The following is a 16,553-nucleotide window of genomic DNA, read 5'->3' as shown; positions in this document are numbered from 1 at the left end:
CGATCCAGGGCGGGGCCGTCCGTCGCCGCGGCGGACGGTCCCGTCCCGACCCCTCCCTCCTCCTCACCCCTCTTCTCCGAACAGGAACCCCCGCACCCCATGACGAACGACACCGCCGCGGAGCTCATCGCCCGCTCGAACCGCCTCGGAGCCGACCCGCGCACCACGAACTACGCGGGCGGCAACACCTCCGCGAAGGGCGTCGAGACCGACCCCGTGACCGGCGAGCCCGTCGAGCTGCTGTGGGTGAAGGGCTCCGGAGGAGACCTCGGCACGCTCACCGAGTCCGGCCTCGCCGTGCTCCGGCTCGACCGCCTCCGTGCGCTCGTGAACGTCTACCCGGGCATCGAGCGCGAGGACGAGATGGTCGCCGCCTTCGACTACACGCTGCACGGCAAGGGCGGCGCCGCCCCCTCGATCGACACCGCGATGCACGGCCTCGTGGACGCCGCGCACGTCGACCACCTGCACCCCGACTCCGGCATCGCCTTCGCGACCGCCGCCGACGGCGAGCGCCTCACCGCTGAGGCCTTCGGCGGCACCGTCGCGTGGGTCCCGTGGCGCCGCCCCGGCTTCCAGCTCGGCCTCGACATCGCCGCCGTCAAGGAGGCGCGCCCCGAGGTCATCGGTGCGATCCTCGGCGGCCACGGCATCACCGCCTGGGGCGACACGAGCGAGGAGGCGGAGGCGAATTCGCTCCGCATCATCCGGACCGCGAGCGCCTACATCGCCGAGCACGGCCGCCCCGAGCCCTTCGGCCCGGCCCTCGACGGCTTCGCCGCCCTCCCGGAGGAGGAGCGCCGCGTGAAGGCCACCGCCCTCGCCCCGCACCTGCGCGCGATCGCCTCGCACGACCGTCCCCAGGTCGGCCACGTCACCGACTCCGCCGAGGTCCTCGACTTCCTCGCGAGCACCGAGCACCCGCGCCTGGCCGCGCTCGGCACCTCCTGCCCCGACCACTTCCTCCGCACCAAGGTGAAGCCGCTCCTCGTCGACCTGCCGGCCACCGCGTCCGTCGAGGAGATCCTCGAGCGCCTCCCCGCCCTGCACGAGGCGTACCGCGCCGACTACCAGGCCTACTACGACGCGCACGCGACGCCGGAGAGCCCCGCGATCCGCGGCGCCGACCCGCTGATCGTGCTCGTCCCGGGCGTGGGCATGTTCTCCTACGGCGCGAACAAGCAGACCGCCCGCGTCGCCGGCGAGTTCTACGTCAACGCGATCAACGTCATGCGCGGCGCCGAGGCGATCTCGACCTACGCACCCATCGACGAGGCCGAGAAGTTCCGCATCGAGTACTGGGCGCTCGAGGAGGCGAAGCTGCAGCGGATGCCGAAGCCCAAGCCCCTCGCCTCCCGCATCGCCCTGGTGACCGGTGCCGCCTCGGGCATCGGCAAGGCCATCGCCACCCGCCTCGCGGCAGAGGGCGCCTGCGTCGTCGTGGCCGACCTCGACCTCGCGAAGGCGCAGGCCGCGGCTGCCGAGCTCGGCTCGACCGACGTCGCGGTGGGAGTCGCGGCGAACGTGGCCGATGCCGCTGCCGTGAAGGCCGCGATCGACGCGACTGTGCTCGCCTTCGGCGGACTGGACCTCGTCGTCAACAACGCCGGGCTCTCGCTCTCGAAGTCGCTCTTCGACACCACCGAGGCCGACTGGGACCTCCAGCACGACGTGATGGCGAAGGGCTCGTTCCTCGTCTCGCAGGCCGCTGCCCGGGTGCTCGTCGACCAGAAGCTGGGCGGCGACATCGTCTACATCTCCTCGAAGAACTCGGTCTTCGCGGGCCCGAACAACATCGCCTACTCCGCGACCAAGGCCGACCAGGCCCACCAGGTGCGCCTGCTGGCGGCCGAGCTCGGCGAGCACGGCATCAAGGTCAACGGCATCAACCCCGACGGCGTCGTCCGCGGCTCCGGCATCTTCGCCTCCGGCTGGGGCGCGAACCGCGCCAAGACCTACGGCATCGACGAGGAGGACCTGGGCGCGTTCTATGCGAAGCGCACGATCCTCAAGCGCGAGGTCGTCCCCGAGAACGTCGCCAACGCCGTCTTCGCCCTCTGCACGTCCGACTTCTCCCACACCACGGGTCTGCACGTTCCCGTGGATGCGGGCGTGGCTGCGGCCTTCCTGCGATGACATCGTCATCGCGGGAACGCCGCAGCATCGCTCGAAAGGCGGCAGCCCTCGGCCCGGGAGACCCGGGAACGCGACGGCGACCCTCAATGGGTCGCATCACGCTGAAGGCGTCCGTCAGAGGGCTCCTCCGATGAAGGCCGTCGCCGCCGTCGACCTCGGCGCGACCAGCGGCCGGGTGATCCTCGGCTCCGTCAGCCACGACGAGCTGCGGCTGCGGCACGTCGCGCGGTTCCCGAATCAGCCGGTGCGCACCCACGAGGGCGCCTCGTCCGCACTGCACTGGAACATCCTGGAGCTGTACCGCTCGCTGACGGCGGGGCTGGCGAGTGCTCTCCGCGAGGAGCCGGAGACCCTCTCCATCGGCGTCGACTCGTGGGCCGTGGACTACGCGCTGCTGCGTCAGGGCCGGATGCTCGGCACCCCGTACCACTACCGCGACGAGCGGACCGTGCGCGGCGTCGCCGACGTCCACGCCCGGATCGACGGCGACGAGCTGTACCGGCGCAACGGCCTGCAGCACCTGCCGTTCAACACGCTGTTCCAGTTCGCCGCCGAGCGCGACGTGCTGGCCCTGGCGGACCGGGCGCTGCTCGTTCCCGACCTGATCGGCTACTGGCTGACCGGTGTCGCGGCGACCGAGATCACGAACGCCTCCACCACCGGGCTCCTCAGCCCGCATATGCGCGCGTGGGACGAGGACCTCCTCACGCGCCTCGACCTTCCGCGCGGGATCCTCGCGCCCCTGATCGAGCCGGGCACCCGGCTCGGCATGCTCCTGCCCTCCGTCGCGGCCGACCTCGGCGCGCCGGAGAGCCTGGGCGTCGTCGCCGTCGGCTCGCACGATACGGCCTCCGCGGTCGTCGCGGTGCCCTCGACGGGCGATCACGTGGCGTACATCTCCAGCGGTACCTGGTCGCTCGTCGGCGTCGAGCTCGAGAGGCCGGTGGTCTCGCTGGAGGGTCGGACCGCCGGCTTCACCAACGAGGGCGGCGTCGACGGGCGTGTCCGCTTCCTGAAGAACGTGTCGGGACTCTGGCTCCTCTCGGAGTCGATCCGGACCTGGGAGAAGCAGACGGGCGAGCGGATCGAGCTGCCGCTCCTCCTCGCCGAGGCCGCCGCGATCCGCGGCCGCGTCACCGTCTTCGACGCGGCCGACGAGCGCTTCGTCGCACCGGGGAACATCCCCGGCCGGATCGTGGAGTGGTGCGTCGAGCGCGGGCTCGCTCAGCCCCGCTCCCGCGCGGAGTTCGTGCGCTCGATCCTCGAGTCCCTCGCGGAGGCCTACGCCACGACCCTCGAGCAGGCGTCCGCGCTCTCGGGCACACCGATCGACACCGTGCACATCGTGGGCGGCGGATCGCAGAACGAGCTGCTCTGCCGGCTGACCGCCGACCGCACCGGCCTCACCGTGCTCGCCGGTCCGGTCGAGGCGACCGCGATCGGCAACATCCTCGTCCAGGCCCGCGCTCAGGGCCTCGCGCACGGATCCCTCGAATCGCTCCGCTCCCTCGTGCTCCGGGCCTTCTCGCCGGTCCGCTACGACCCCCGCCCCACCTCCTCCCCCGAGAAAGGCTGACCAGCATGGTCCAGCGCCAGTTCCCAAAGCCCGTCGAGCTGCTCGAGTACCTCAGCTTCAAGAAGCCCGAGCTCGACGGCCGCAAGCGCCGCCTCGACGCCGCCCTCACCATCGAGGACCTCCGCTCGATCGCGAAGCGCCGCACCCCGAAGGCCGCGTTCGACTACACCGACGGCTCCGCCGAGGGCGAGATCTCGATCGCCCGCGCCCGCCAGGCGTTCGAGGACGTCGAGTTCCACCCCCAGGTGCTCCGCGACGTCGCCTCCGTCGACACCACCGCCACCGTCCTCGGCGCGCCCTCCGCCCTGCCGTTCGGGATCGCGCCGACCGGCTTCACCCGGCTGATGCAGACCGAGGGCGAGACCGCAGGAGCCGGCGCCGCGGCCGCCGCGGGCATCCCCTTCACCCTCTCCACCCTCGGCACCACCTCGATCGAGAACGTGAAGAAGGCCAACCCGAACGGCCGCAACTGGTTCCAGCTCTACGTCATGCGCGACCGCGAGATCTCCTACGGCCTCGTCGAGCGCGCCGCGCAGGCCGGCTACGAGACCCTCTTCTTCACCGTGGACACCCCCGTCGCCGGCGCACGGCTCCGCGACAAGCGGAACGGCTTCTCCATCCCGCCGCAGCTCACCGTCGGAACCGTCCTCGACGCTCTCCCGCGCCCCTGGTGGTGGTTCGACTTCCTCACCACGCAGAAGCTCGAGTTCGCCTCACTCAGCGCCACCGGCGGCACCGTCGGCGACCTCCTCGACCTCGCCATGGACCCCACCATCAGCTACGAGGACCTCAAGGTCATCCGCGAGATGTGGCCCGGCAAGCTCGTCGTCAAGGGCGTGCAGAGCGTCGAGGACGCCCACAGGTTCGCCGACTTCGGCGTCGACGGCATCGTCCTCTCCAACCACGGCGGACGCCAGCTCGACCGCGCCCCCATCCCCTTCCACCTCCTCCCCGAGGTCGTCCGCGAGGTCGGCACCGACACCGAGGTGATGGTCGACACCGGCATCATGAACGGCGCCGACATCGTCTCCTCCATCGCCCTCGGAGCCAAGTTCACCCTGATCGGCCGCGCCTACCTCTACGGCCTCATGGCCGGCGGACGCCAGGGCGTCGACCGCACCATCGCGATCCTCTCCGACCAGATCGTCCGCACCATGAAGCTCCTCGGCGCTCACTCCCTGGAGGAGCTGACGCCGCAGCACGTGACCCAGCTCGAGCGCCTGCTGCCGCGGCCCCGCAGCTGAGACGAGCAGCGCGGACGTCTGCGTCCTTCCTCCGAAGACGTCCCCACTCCTCCGAACGTCTCGTCCTCTCGCTAGTCTTGAAGCGCTTCATTCTTCCGACGACTCAATGACGAGGAGCAGGACATGCATTCGACGACAGAACCCCGACGATCAGCGGACGGGGGCGTCCCGGACCACCGGCGCCGCAGGCGGGCCGGCCTCGCCGGAGTGGCCGCACTCGCGATCGCGGCACTCGGCGTGACGGCTGCAGGGCCGGCGGCCGCCCCAGCAACCGCAGCCGGAGGCAGCGTCTCCATCACCTGGAGCTCGGACGACGGCGCCTACCGCCTGACAGACCGGCCCACCGCGACCCTGGCGACCACCACGACCACCACCACGGATGCGAGGATCACCGTCGACCCGGGAGCCGCTTACCAGCGCATCCTCGGCCAGGGCCAGTCGCTCGAGAGCAGCAGCGTCGCGAACATCGCCGCGCTGTCGCCGACGAAGCGGGAGCAGCTGATGAACCAGCTGTTCAGCCCCTCGACCGGGAACGGATACAGCATCATCCGCCTCTCGATGGGATGCCCCGACTTCTGCTCGCAGGAGTTCTACACCTATGACGACGTCCCGGCCGGTCGGACCGATGAGAGCCTGTCCGGCTTCTCCATCCAGAAGGACATCGACGCGGGCATCATCGCGCTCGCTCAACGGGCGAAGCAGATCAATCCGGCCATGACCTTCTACCTGTCGATGTGGTCCGCCCCTGCCTGGATGAAGACCAACCAGAGTCTGAGCAACGGCGGCTCGGTGAAGCCCGAGTACTACGACGAGCTCGCCCGCTACCAGAGGCTCGCGATCCAGGCCTACCAGGCGCAGGGGATCCCGATCACGGCACTGACCCCGCAGAACGAGCCGAGGGTCGTCACGAACTACCCCACCGGCGAGTGGACGGGCGAGCAGATGCGCGACTACATCCGCGACCACCTCGGCCCCGAGCTGGAGCGGTCCGGGTTGTCGACCGAGATCTGGGTGGGCGACGACAACCCGCCCCGGTTGAAGGACTTCGTCCCGGCGATCCTCGACGACCCGAACGCGGCCCGGTACGTCGACGGCGTCGCGATCCACGACTACAGCGGCGACGACCCGACCGTGCTGTCGGAGTTCCAGGTGAAGTACCCCGGCGTCCCCCTCCATCTGACCGAGCGGACCTACTACGGCGTCACCGGCGAGCGGAACGCTGTGGACGGCAGCCAGCAGGCGGGGGTGACCCGGGTCATGGACTTCTTCCGCAACGGTCTGACGAGCTGGACGTACTGGCTCAGCTTCTTCGACACGAACGGAGAGCCCAACACCGGTCCGCTCCGCGCCGAATGCTGCTCCCTCCCCGTCACCGCGGCTCCGGGGGCGCTCGACGCGTACACGCTCAACCGCGACTACTACCTCTACGGACAGTTCTCGCGCTACGTCACGCCGGGCTCGGTCAGGATCGGGTCGGACCAGACGTCGCGCGACGTGACGAACGTCGCGTTCCGGACGCCGACCGGGACGACCGTCGTCGTGGTGGCGAACAGGGCCGCGAGCGCCCGCTCCGTGACGATCACGTCCCCGGACGGCGTGGTGACCGACACGCTTCCCGCCGCTGCCGTCGCCACCTACCGCTGGGCGGGGACGACAGTGCAGTCCGACGCCCGGCTCGGCTCGTTCGAGCTGGTCAACCGAGCCCACCCCGACCTGGCTGTGCACACCACCAGGGAGACCTACCTGGGGAACCCGGATGCGACCCACGCCGTGGCGACACCCCTCGCCCTGAACCTCCTCGAGCAGCGGTGGAGCATCACGACCGCGGGCGGCGGCTACTACCGGGTGACGAGCCGCAGCGCCCCGTCGACCGTGCTCCACACGACCGGCGAGCACTACCGCGGGTCGGCGTCCGTCTGGAGCATCGCGAGCGTGTCGGGTGCTCTGAACTGGGACGAGCAGCTCTGGCGGATCGAGCCGACCGGCGACGGTTACTACCGCTTCATCAACAAGGCCCGAGGGACCGCGCTGCAGGTCACTGGGGACCCGTACGGCGCGTACGGATCCGCGCGCGAGCTCGCCGGATCGCCGACGTCCTGGAACACCACCGAGCAGCAGTTCCGACTGGTGCCGGCCGCCTGAACGGTCTCGCGCACGAAGGGCGCCGCTCCTCCTGTCCGAGGGGCGGCGCCCTTCGTCGTGCCGCCTCCCGTAGAGGTCCTCGTCCGCGCCCGCTCCCCCCGGGGGCCGTCACTCGGGTACTGCCAGATCCCGTCCCTCCTTCCGGGGGAGCTCGGCGTCGGTCGTCTGCGGCGACTGCCGCTCCGGCGCGGCGTGCGCTCGGCCGGACGTGCCGCCGCGGACCCTCCCGCTCCCTGCGCCGCACACGGCGAACGGCCGCCGGCCTCCGAGGAGGGCCGACGGCCGTTCACTGCGTCCGGCGTGCGCCTAGCGGTACGAGCGGACCGGGCCCGTGTTGCCGGCGACGTCGGTCGCGCGGTACTCCACCTTGATGTAGCTCGGCAGGCCGAACAGGACCGGGCTGCGGTAGGTCAGCCACGGGGTCATGCGCGTGACCCCCTTCACGGAGATCTGGTACCGGTACTCCACCTTCTCCACGCCCGACGTCTCGTCGGAGGCGGTAAGCGTCACGCGGTAGCGCGACTTCTGCGCCGCCGCGACGGTCGGTGCGGTCCGGTCGATCCGACCGGACCACTGCACCGTCTCGGAGACGTTGCCCGAGGCGTCGGTCGCTCGTGCGACGAGCGAGTGCTCGCCGTCCGTGTCGAAGACGACGGGTCCCGTGACGGGGGCGAAGTCGGCTCCGTCGATGCTCGCCTCGACGGCCGGTGCCGCGTCGACGTCGTCCGTCGCCGTGGCGGTGACGGTCACCGGGGTGCGGTACCAGCCGGCCTTGCCGGTCGGCTCGGCCGGATCGATGCTCAGGCTCACGACCGGGGCGACCTCATCGTCGGAGGCGCCGACGACGATCGAGTCGGTCAGGCGGATGTCGCGCGAGGAGGCCCCGGCGAAGAGCGCCGTCTCCCCCTCGGGCGTGACCCAGGCGTCGGACGCCGTGTCCCAGTAGGCCAGGCGGTGGGTCGAGTCGTTCACCGGCACGGGGATCTCGACGGTCCCGGTGGCTCCGGGCTCGAGGGTGATCTGGCCCCAGCCGAGCAGCTGGCGCTCGGGCGTGACGACGGCGTCGGTCGGCAGAACGCCGTGGTAGAGGTTCACGGTCTCGGTGCCGGCGACGTCACCGGTGTTCTCGACCTCCACGCGGACGAGACCGGGGTCGGTCGCTCCACTCGCGTCGGTGACCGGGTCCTGGACGTCGATGCTGCGGTAGTCGAAGTCCGTGTACGAGAGGCCGTAGCCGAACTCGAACAGCGGGTCGATGTCCTTCGCGTCGTAGCCCCGGTAGCCGATGTTCACGCCTTCGCTGTACTCCACCGTCAGGTTCCCGGTGTTCACGTCGTAGACGGGGTTCTCGATGCCGAGGTCGTCGGTGACCTGCTCGGTCGACCTGGGCCAGGTGATCGGCAGCTTGCCGGAGAAGTTCTCGTCGCCGAACAGCAGAGCGGCGACCGCGGCCCCCGCCTCCTGTCCCGGGTACCAGGACTCGAAGACCGCGGCGACGTCGTTCAGCCACGGCATCTCGACACCGGTTCCCGTCGCGAGGACGACGACGGTGTTCGGGTTGACCGCGGCCACGGCCGAGATCAGGCGGTCCTGGTTCTGCGACAGCGCGAGGGTTCCGCGGTCGAGAGACTCGCCCATGTAGTCGTTCGCGACGACGACCGCGACGTCCGACTTCGCGGCTGCCGCGACCGCCTCGACGATCTGCGGGGAGGCGGCGGCGCTCGGCGGGGTCCAGTCGAGGCGGATGGCCGTCCCGATATTGCCGCCGGTCGAGCAGCACTGCCCGGGCGCATCCGGGACGTAGTCGATCCGGATGTCGTAGCTGCGGCCCGCCTCGAGGACGCGGTCGACGGAGTAGGTGTCCATCGTGTCGGTGTCGACGTCGAGCACCTTCTCGCCGTCGACGTACAGGGTGGCCGAGCCGAGGGCGGTGAAGCCGAGCCCGTAGGTCCCCGACACGGTCGGGTTCAGCGAGCCGGTCCACCGGGTGGCGGTGGGAGATCCGGCGAAGGTGGTCACGGGAGGGAGCTTCGGAGCAGGCGAGGGGTCGTAGCCGAAGGTGGCGAGGAGCGCCACGAGTCCTTGGCCCCAGTTGACCTGGTCGTCGACACGCGTGGTGACGGCGGGGCCGCTGAAGTCGGGCGAGCCGAACCACTCGCCGGTGATGCCGGGGGTGGTGCCGTCCGCGGCGCGGAGCACGCCCGAGGGGATCGGCTGAGCACCGGGGAGCAGGTCTCCGGGGCGGACCGGGTCCCAGCCCTCGACGTGCTCGACGGTCGTTCCGGCGCCTGCGCGCTCGGTGATGCCGTCGAGGATCGTCGACGTGTCGGTGGGGTTCACGACGATGTCGCTGCCGAAGCCGGTGATGTACCGGTCGGCGCCCTCGCCGATGACGGCGATGGAGTCGACCTGATCGGAGTCGAGGGGCAGAGCGTCGTCGTCGTTGCGGAGGAGGACGGAGCCGTCCACGGCCATGCGGTAGGCCGCGTCACGGCCCTCCTGCACGACGGAGGCGGGCAGAGGCGAGGCGGCGGGCGCCGGGTTCTGCAGGCTCCCGGGCGGCGGGTTGTCGATCAGTCCGTGCTCGAAGTAGGTCCGGAGCACGCGGTGGACCATGTCGTCGAACCGGTCGGGCGCGATCGTGCCGTCCTCGACCGCGGCGCGGAAGGTGGCCGCGTCGGGGAAGTTCGGGCCGCAGACGTCGGTGCCGGAGTTGTACGCCTTCAGAGTGATGCACGCGTTGAAGTCCGAGGAGATCCAGCCCGGGAAGCCGAGGTCGCCCTTCAGGGTGTCGGTCATCAGCGACGGGTTCTCGCACGCCTTGCTGCCGTTGACCTTGGGGTAGGCGCACATGATGGCGCCGGGGTCCGCCTCGACGATGGGGCCCCACTGCCGGACGTAGAGCTCGCGCAGGGTGCGCTCGTCCACGACGGTGTTCATCGTGGTGCGCGAGGTCTCCTGGTTGTTGGCGACGAAGTGCTTGGGCAGGGAGTAGACGCCCATCGTGTCGTTCGTCTCGTTGACGCCCTCGACCACCCCGGCGGGCATGAGGCCGCCGAGCAGAGGGTCCTCGCCGTATGTCGCGAACTGGCGGCCGTGGAACGGCGTGCGTCGGAGGTCGGCGGCGGGTCCCGCCCAGCCGGAGAAGCCCGTGAGGTGGGCCTCCTCCCCGGCGATGCGCCCGAACTCGCGGGCGAGCTCGAGGTTCCAGGACGAGGCGATGGCCTGGCCTGCGGGGAACGCGGTCGTCGGGGTGCCGGCTGCGATCACGCCGCTCGCGCCATCGATCTCGCGCCGTGCGGGGATGCCGAGCTCGGGGATGGCGACGGCACCACTGCCGCTGCCGGCGAAGAGAGTGAGCTTCTGGTCGAAGGTCATGGCGTCCGCGAGCAGATCGGCGCGCTCGTCCGAGGAGAGGGTCGTATCCATCCACGGGTCCCCCTCCGCTGCGGCGGCCGGCACCGCCGCAGCGGTGGCGATGAGGGCACCCGCGAGGGCTGCGGAGACGAGCCCCCGCAGCCAAGGTCGGCGGGACGAGGGTCCCCCTCGTGGTGAATCGGGCTTCGACAGCGTCATCGCTGACCTCCAGGCGGTGAGAGCGCACAGCGGTCAGGGGGTGTGGGGACGCCGTTGTGCACGCTCAACGTGGCAGTTGAAGCGCATCAAGTCAATGCATTCCGGTGGGCGCTCGCCATCCGGCTGACCCGTGACGGAGCTGGGGACTTGCGAAGAGGTCGTGTCGAATCGCTTCGCCTCCGGCCGCCTCACCGGAGCGGACCGGACGGGCGCGGAGGGCGCCGTCGCCTCCTCAGGTGCGCGAAGATGGGGCGATGGACTCTCCGGCGGCGACGAACGATGCGCGACAGGGCGTCCGCGCGACCGATGGGGCGAGGAGCGGATCGGCCCCGGGCACTCCCGAGCGGGTCTCCCCTCCGCGGATGGAGGACGTGGCGAGACGCGCCGGCGTGGCTCTGGGCACCGTCTCGAACGTGCTGAACCGCCCGTCGCTCGTCTCGGCAGCGACCCGGTCGAGAGTGCAGCAGGTGATCGACGAGCTCGGCTTCGCACCGAATCGTGCCGCCCGCGCCCTCGCCGCGGGGACGAGCAGCACCATCGGCTTCGTCGTGATCGACCTGAGCAACTCCTTCTTCCTCGATATGGCGCGGGGAGCGGAGCAGACCGCGGAGACCGCGGGGATGACCGTCGTCCTCGGCAACGCTGACGTCCGGGCGATCAAGCAGCGCACGTACCTCGATCTCTTCGTCGAGGAGCAGGTCGCCGGCATCCTCCTCGCCCCGCTCCCCGAGACGGCCGCCGATGCGATCGGGAGGCTCCCCCCGGGGCGTCGGCTGGTCTTCCTCAACGACTCGGCGGTCGACGGGGCCTGCACGGTCAGCGCGGACGACGAGCACGGCGGGTACCTCGCCGCGCGCCACCTGATCGAGCTCGGGCGCCGGCGGCTCGCCTTCGCAGGCGATCCCGCCATCGCGGTCCCCGTCCGGGACCGGCTCCGAGGAGTGGAGCGCGCCGTCGCCGAGAGCAACGGCGCGGTCTCCTTGGAACTGGATCTCACACCCGAGGTGCAGGTCGAGGACGGACGCCGCTTCGGCCATCTCCTCGCCGACAGGGCGGTCGCCGACCGGCCCGACGGCGTCGTCGCCGCTGCCGACCTCCTCGCCCTCGGCGTCCTCCAGTCCCTCCTCGCGCGCCCCGACCTCCGCGTCCCGGAGGACATCGCGGTGACCGGGTACGACGACAACCGCTCGGCCTGGGACAGCGTCGTGCCGATCACGACCCTCGCCCAGCCCGGCGAGGCCATGGGGGAGGCAGCGATGAGGCTCCTCCTCGACGAGATCTCCGATCCGCAGCACGTGCACCGCCACGAAGTCCTGCGTCCGCGCCTCGTGGTCCGCGGCAGCACCGTTCCGCGCTGAACCCCTCGGCACGGAAGCGGCCGTCCCGAAGGCCTGCGGCTGCTGCCGATCCCCTTCGCCACCCCGCGGTCGCCTCGTCGGGTCACCGGGACCGCGACTCCTCCAGCGTCCTGGTGCCCGTCGGCAGCGGCTCGGCGAACGAGTGCTCGCCCGGGCCGACCTCCACCACGCTCCGACCGGGCAGGACGACCTCGGCCGTCGTGCCGATGGGGACGACGACGGAGACGGACACCGTCGTGTCCGAGACCTCCCAGTCGATGCTCGCGTCGCCGTACGGCGTGCGGTGCGTCGCTCCGGCCGACGTCAGCCCCCCTCCGGGTCGCGGCTCGAACCGGATCCGGCTGTAGCCGGGTGCGGCCGGTGTGAGGCCTGCGACGACCCTGTGGAGCCAGTCGGCCACGGCGCCCAGGGCGTAGTGATTGAACGAGGTCATGTCCCCGGGATTGACCGTCCCGTCGGGGAGCATCGAGTCCCAGCGCTCCCAGGTCGTGGTGCCGCCCATCGCGACCGTGTAGAGCCAGGACGGGCACTCCTCGGTGAGGAGCATCCGGTAGGCCTCGTCCAGGTGCCCGCCGAGCGTCAAGGCGTCGGAGACGACAGGTGTCCCGGCGAAGCCCGTGGCGACCCGTCCACCGGCGGCGTCGACGAGCTCCGCCAGCCGTCGGGCGCCGGTCTCGGAGGAGTCGGCGTCGGGCCACAGCCCGAAGACCGTGACCAGGGACAGCGCGGTCTGGGTCTCCTCGCGGAGCCGCCCGTCCGGATCGATGTACCGGGCCGCGAAGGCTCGCACCACCCGCTCCCCGAGGTCACCGAAGTAGGCCTCGTCCTCCCGCTCGCCCACGATCCCCGCGATGCGGGCCATGGCCCGCGCCGAGCGCGCGAAGTACGCGGTGGCCACAAGAGCGGGATCGGTCGTCGCGAGCGCCGGGTCGTCCGGCGGTGCGGCCGGATCGAGCCAGTCCCCGAGCTGCATCGTGCCCTCGCAGATCAGATCGCCGCCCGCCCGCTCCTGCACCTGCAGGACCCAGGCCCGGGCGCTGGCGTACTGGCGGCGGAGTATCCCGGCGTCCCCGGTGCGGTCGTAGAGGACCTCCGGAGTGAGGACGGCGGCGTCGCCCCAGACGGCGACCGGGTCGACCGGCGCGTCCGCCCAGGAGCCGAGCGGGAGGTAGGGCACGTAGAAGGGAACCGTGCCCCGGTCGTCCTGGTCGTGCGCGAGGTCCTGGAGCCAGGAGGCGAGCATCCCGGTCACATCGAAGAGGAAGGCCGCGGTCGGCGCGAACACCTGGATGTCCCCGGTCCACCCCAGGCGCTCGTCGCGCTGCGGGCAGTCGACGGGCAGGTCCACGAAGTTCGAGCGTGCGCTCCAGATGACGTTCTCGTGCAGCCGGTTCACGGCCGCGTTGCTGCTGCGGAACCATCCGGTCCGCTCCATGTCGGTGTGCAGGACCCGCGAGACCACGGAGGAGGCGTCGAGCGGACCGCGCCATCCCGAGATCTCGGCGTAGCGGTATCCGTGGATCGTGAACTTCGGCTCCCACGTGAAGTCGCCGCCGGCGAGCACGAGGCGGTCGGTCGCGTCGGCTCCCCGGAGCGTCCGGGTGTAGAGCTCGTCGTCCTGCAGGACCTCGGCGTGCCGCAGTACGACGGTGTCCCCCGCTTCACCGCTTCCGGTGATGCGGAGCCGGCCGGAGTGGTTCTGACCGAAGTCGAGCAGCCACCGGCCGTCGCCCCGGTCGTGGACAGAGACAGGAGCGAGCTCCCCGGTGCAGCGGACGGGCGAGCCGGTCGGAGCGACCAGGATCGAGGGATCCGCAGGGATCACTCGTGCTGCGACGCGCTCCCCCGTCCAGTCGGGGGTCGACCACGAGGGATCGTCGAGACGGAGGTCGGTGTGCTCGCCCTCGTAGAGCCCGGTGCTGAGGATCGGGCCGCCGCCGACGGTCCAGTCCGGGCCGCTGGCGATCGTGAGGAGAGTGCCGTCGGCCCGTGTCAACTCGATCTGCGCCAGCGCGCTCTGATCGGCTCCGTAGACGTCGGTGAGGCCGCCGTCGAACCCGACGAGGCCGCGCCACCATCCGTCCGCGAGCCAGATCCCGACCGCGTTCGCGCCGGAGCGGAGGTGGGAGGTGATGTCGTAGGTCGCATAGCGGAGCCGGTGACGGTAGGTCGTCCAGCCCGGCGTGAGCTCCTCGTCGCCGACGCGCAGCCCGTTGACCTCTGCCTGGGCGAGGCCGTGCGCGCTGAGGTAGAGGCGTGCCCGGACCACGTCGGCAGGAGAGTCGAACTCGGCTCGGACGCGTGAAGGACGCCGGAGACCCGATGCGTCCTCGTCGTCCGGCCCGACGAACGACGCGGTCCACTCGTCCGGACCGAGGAGACCGACCTCGACCGTCGACGGAGCACTCCAGCCTGCTCCTTCGAGAAGAGGGCGGACGCGCACGGTGACGCGCTCCCGCGAGCGGAGCGGACGAGCCGGCCACGCGACGAGCACCTGCTCGGGGCCGGCGTGCCGGTGGAGGCTCACCTCCGGATCGGAGCCCGGCCGCTCGATCGACACCTCGATGTCGACCCCGGTCTGGACGTAGCCGGTCGGGGCCTCGTCGTAGCGCCAGGAGAGCCGCGGAGCGCTCTCCCCGATGCCCAGGCGGCCGTCCTCGTGGTGCTCGAATCGGACGGAGGACACGGAGACGGCGGCGCTCATCCCTTGACCGCGCCCGCGGCGAGCCCCCGCATGACCTGCTGGTTCAGGAACACGTAGAGCACGAGGATGATCAGCACGTTGATGCAGATGGCCGCGAAGGTCGGGCCGTAGTCGACGACTCCGAACTGCCCGGTGAAGTTCAGCAGGCCGACCTGGACCGTGCGCAGACTGTCGTCCGTCGTGAACGTCAGGGCGATGAGCAGGTCGTTCCACATGAAGAAGAACTGGACGAGCGCGATGGTGAAGACGGCGTTGCGCATCATCGGGAACGCCACGGACACGAACGAGCGGATGATGCTGGCGCCGTCGAGAGTGGACGCTTCGAAGATCTCGCGCGGGATCGCTCGGAAGTAGGTCGCCATCATGAACACCGTCAGCGGAAGCGCCGTGGCCGTGTAGGTGATGATCAGCGGCCACAGCGACCTGCTCAGCCCGAGGTTGAAGTAGACGGAGAAGAGCGGCAGCAGGATCATCTGGCCCGGGATCATGATCCCGACCAGGAAGAGCAGCAGCATCGTGCGCCGGCCCTTGAACACCATGATCTCGAGCGCGAAGCCCGCGGCTGTGCCGATCACGAGAGTGATCAGCAGCGCAGGGAAGACGGCGAGCACCGAGTTGAGCAGGTAGCCCGCGACCGAGCCCCAGGCCGTGGTGTAGTTCGAGAAGTTGAGCCAGTTCTCGGGGAGGGCCCACGTCGGATTGTTCAGGAACTCGTCCTGCGTCTTGAGCGATCCGAGCAGGAGCCACACCAGCGGATAGACGAAGACCACGAGGAGAACGGCGACGACGAGGTAGAGCGGCAGTCGCTTGACGAAGGCGGCGCCGACGCCCCGGCCCGCGCGGCGCGGTCCGCCGGGTCGTGGCGATCGAACGGCGGTGGCCGCAGCTGCGGCAGCGGTGGTGGTCATGCGCGATCCTTGTCGGTGGTCATGGAGCCGCGGAAGATGACCGCTGTCACGAGCAGGCACATCACGGTCAGCAGCAGAGCGATCGTCGCGCCGTACCCGTAGTCGCCGCCTGCGAAGGAGGTCCGGTACATGTACAGCGTGAGCGGAGTGGTCGAGGTCCCCGGCCCGCCTCCGGTCAGTGCGTAGATCGAGTCGAAGACCTTGAGAGTGCCGTTGATGCTGAAGATCGCAGAGGAGACCACGATCGGGAGCGACAGCGGGAGGATCACGTGGCGGATCAGCTTCCCCTTCGAGGCGCCGTCGAGGCTCGCGGCCTCGATGACGTCGTCCGGGATGTCGAGGAGGCCGGTGTAGAGCAGGACTCCGTAGAAGCCCATCGCCCGCCAGATGTCCATCAGGGCGATGACGATGAACGCGGTGTCGGCGCTGCCTAGCCAGTCGACGGAGGGGATGCCGACCGAGTTGAGGACGGAGTTCACGAGCCCCGTCTGCGGGGCGAACTCGAACAGCTTCTGGAACAGCAGCGAGACGGCCACGGTCGGGAGCACGACGGGGAAGAAGATCAGCGTCCGGATGAGGCTCGATGCACGCTTGAGGAAGAACTGGTAGAGCAACGCGAGCAGGTAGCCGGCGACGACCTGGCCGACAGTGACCAGCAGCGCGTACTTGACGGTGAACAGGACGGCCGGCCCGACGGACGGATCGCTGAAGAGCCGCTCGAAGTTGGTCAGCCCGGCGAAGCTGAAACCGCCCAGGACGCCGCCGGTGAAGAAGGTGTAGCCGAGCGACCAGAGCATCGGCAGCAGCATCACGGCCGTGTAGACCACGAGCGCGGGGCCGAGGAGGAGGGCGATGGCGCGCTTGTCGGCGAGCACAGAGTTCATGGTGTCCTCAGGGGGAGAGGGAGGG

The 16,553-nt window shown here is 70.6% G+C and carries 9 protein-coding genes; 5 read left to right on the top strand and 4 right to left on the bottom strand.

Features of this window, described 5'->3' with window-relative positions; genetic code table 11:
• Positions 1–99 precede the first annotated feature (99 nt).
• From C5C59_RS13145 to C5C59_RS13130, 4 genes are all read left to right on the top strand, one after another.
• A complete protein-coding gene (locus C5C59_RS13145; protein ID WP_104239615.1) occupies positions 100–2,136 on the top strand; it encodes a bifunctional aldolase/short-chain dehydrogenase in 2,037 nt (678 codons plus the stop codon).
• Between the two features lie 130 nt (positions 2,137–2,266).
• Entirely contained in the window at positions 2,267–3,712 is a 1,446-nt protein-coding gene (locus tag C5C59_RS13140) for a rhamnulokinase family protein (RefSeq protein ID WP_104239614.1), read from the top strand.
• Positions 3,713–3,717: 5 nt separating this feature from the next.
• Entirely contained in the window at positions 3,718–4,956 is a 1,239-nt protein-coding gene (locus C5C59_RS13135; protein WP_104251288.1) for an alpha-hydroxy acid oxidase, read from the top strand.
• 123 nt (positions 4,957–5,079) lie between these two features.
• Positions 5,080–7,098 (top strand): RICIN domain-containing protein, encoded by a 2,019-nt coding sequence (locus C5C59_RS13130; protein ID WP_146082830.1) that lies wholly within the window; start codon positions 5,080–5,082, stop codon positions 7,096–7,098.
• A gap of 306 nt (positions 7,099–7,404) precedes the next feature.
• Here the strand turns inward: C5C59_RS13130 and C5C59_RS13125 are convergent, their stop codons facing one another.
• Positions 7,405–10,527 (bottom strand): glycoside hydrolase family 3 protein, encoded by a 3,123-nt coding sequence (locus C5C59_RS13125; RefSeq protein WP_181134908.1) that lies wholly within the window; start codon positions 10,525–10,527, stop codon positions 7,405–7,407.
• Between the two features lie 509 nt (positions 10,528–11,036).
• Here C5C59_RS13125 and C5C59_RS13120 point away from each other — a divergent pair.
• Positions 11,037–12,032, top strand: a complete 996-nt coding sequence (locus tag C5C59_RS13120; RefSeq protein WP_104238508.1) for a LacI family DNA-binding transcriptional regulator — start codon at positions 11,037–11,039, stop codon at positions 12,030–12,032.
• A gap of 82 nt (positions 12,033–12,114) precedes the next feature.
• Here the strand turns inward: C5C59_RS13120 and C5C59_RS13115 are convergent, their stop codons facing one another.
• From C5C59_RS13115 to C5C59_RS13105, 3 genes are read right to left on the bottom strand one after another with little or no spacing between them, the layout of a single operon-like run.
• Complete coding sequence (locus C5C59_RS13115; RefSeq protein WP_104238507.1) at positions 12,115–14,736, bottom strand: alpha-L-rhamnosidase; 2,622 nt, start codon at positions 14,734–14,736, stop codon at positions 12,115–12,117.
• Positions 14,733–15,644, bottom strand: a complete 912-nt coding sequence (locus C5C59_RS13110) for a carbohydrate ABC transporter permease (protein ID WP_104238506.1) — start codon at positions 15,642–15,644, stop codon at positions 14,733–14,735. The genes C5C59_RS13115 and C5C59_RS13110 overlap by 4 nt, the downstream gene beginning before the upstream one ends.
• The gene (locus C5C59_RS13105) at positions 15,641–16,528 is read right to left on the bottom strand and encodes a carbohydrate ABC transporter permease (RefSeq protein WP_104238505.1); all 888 of its coding nucleotides are present in this window, start codon (positions 16,526–16,528) and stop codon (positions 15,641–15,643) included. Before C5C59_RS13105 ends, C5C59_RS13110 begins: the two co-directional genes overlap by 4 nt.
• Positions 16,529–16,553: the final 25 nt, after the last annotated feature.

The sequence above is a fragment of the Rathayibacter sp. AY1F4 genome (assembly GCF_002931775.1).
Classification (GTDB): Bacteria; Actinomycetota; Actinomycetes; order Actinomycetales; family Microbacteriaceae; genus Rathayibacter.
The sequence above is the reverse complement of the archived record's forward strand: the minus strand, read 5'-3'. Positions and strand labels throughout refer to the sequence as shown.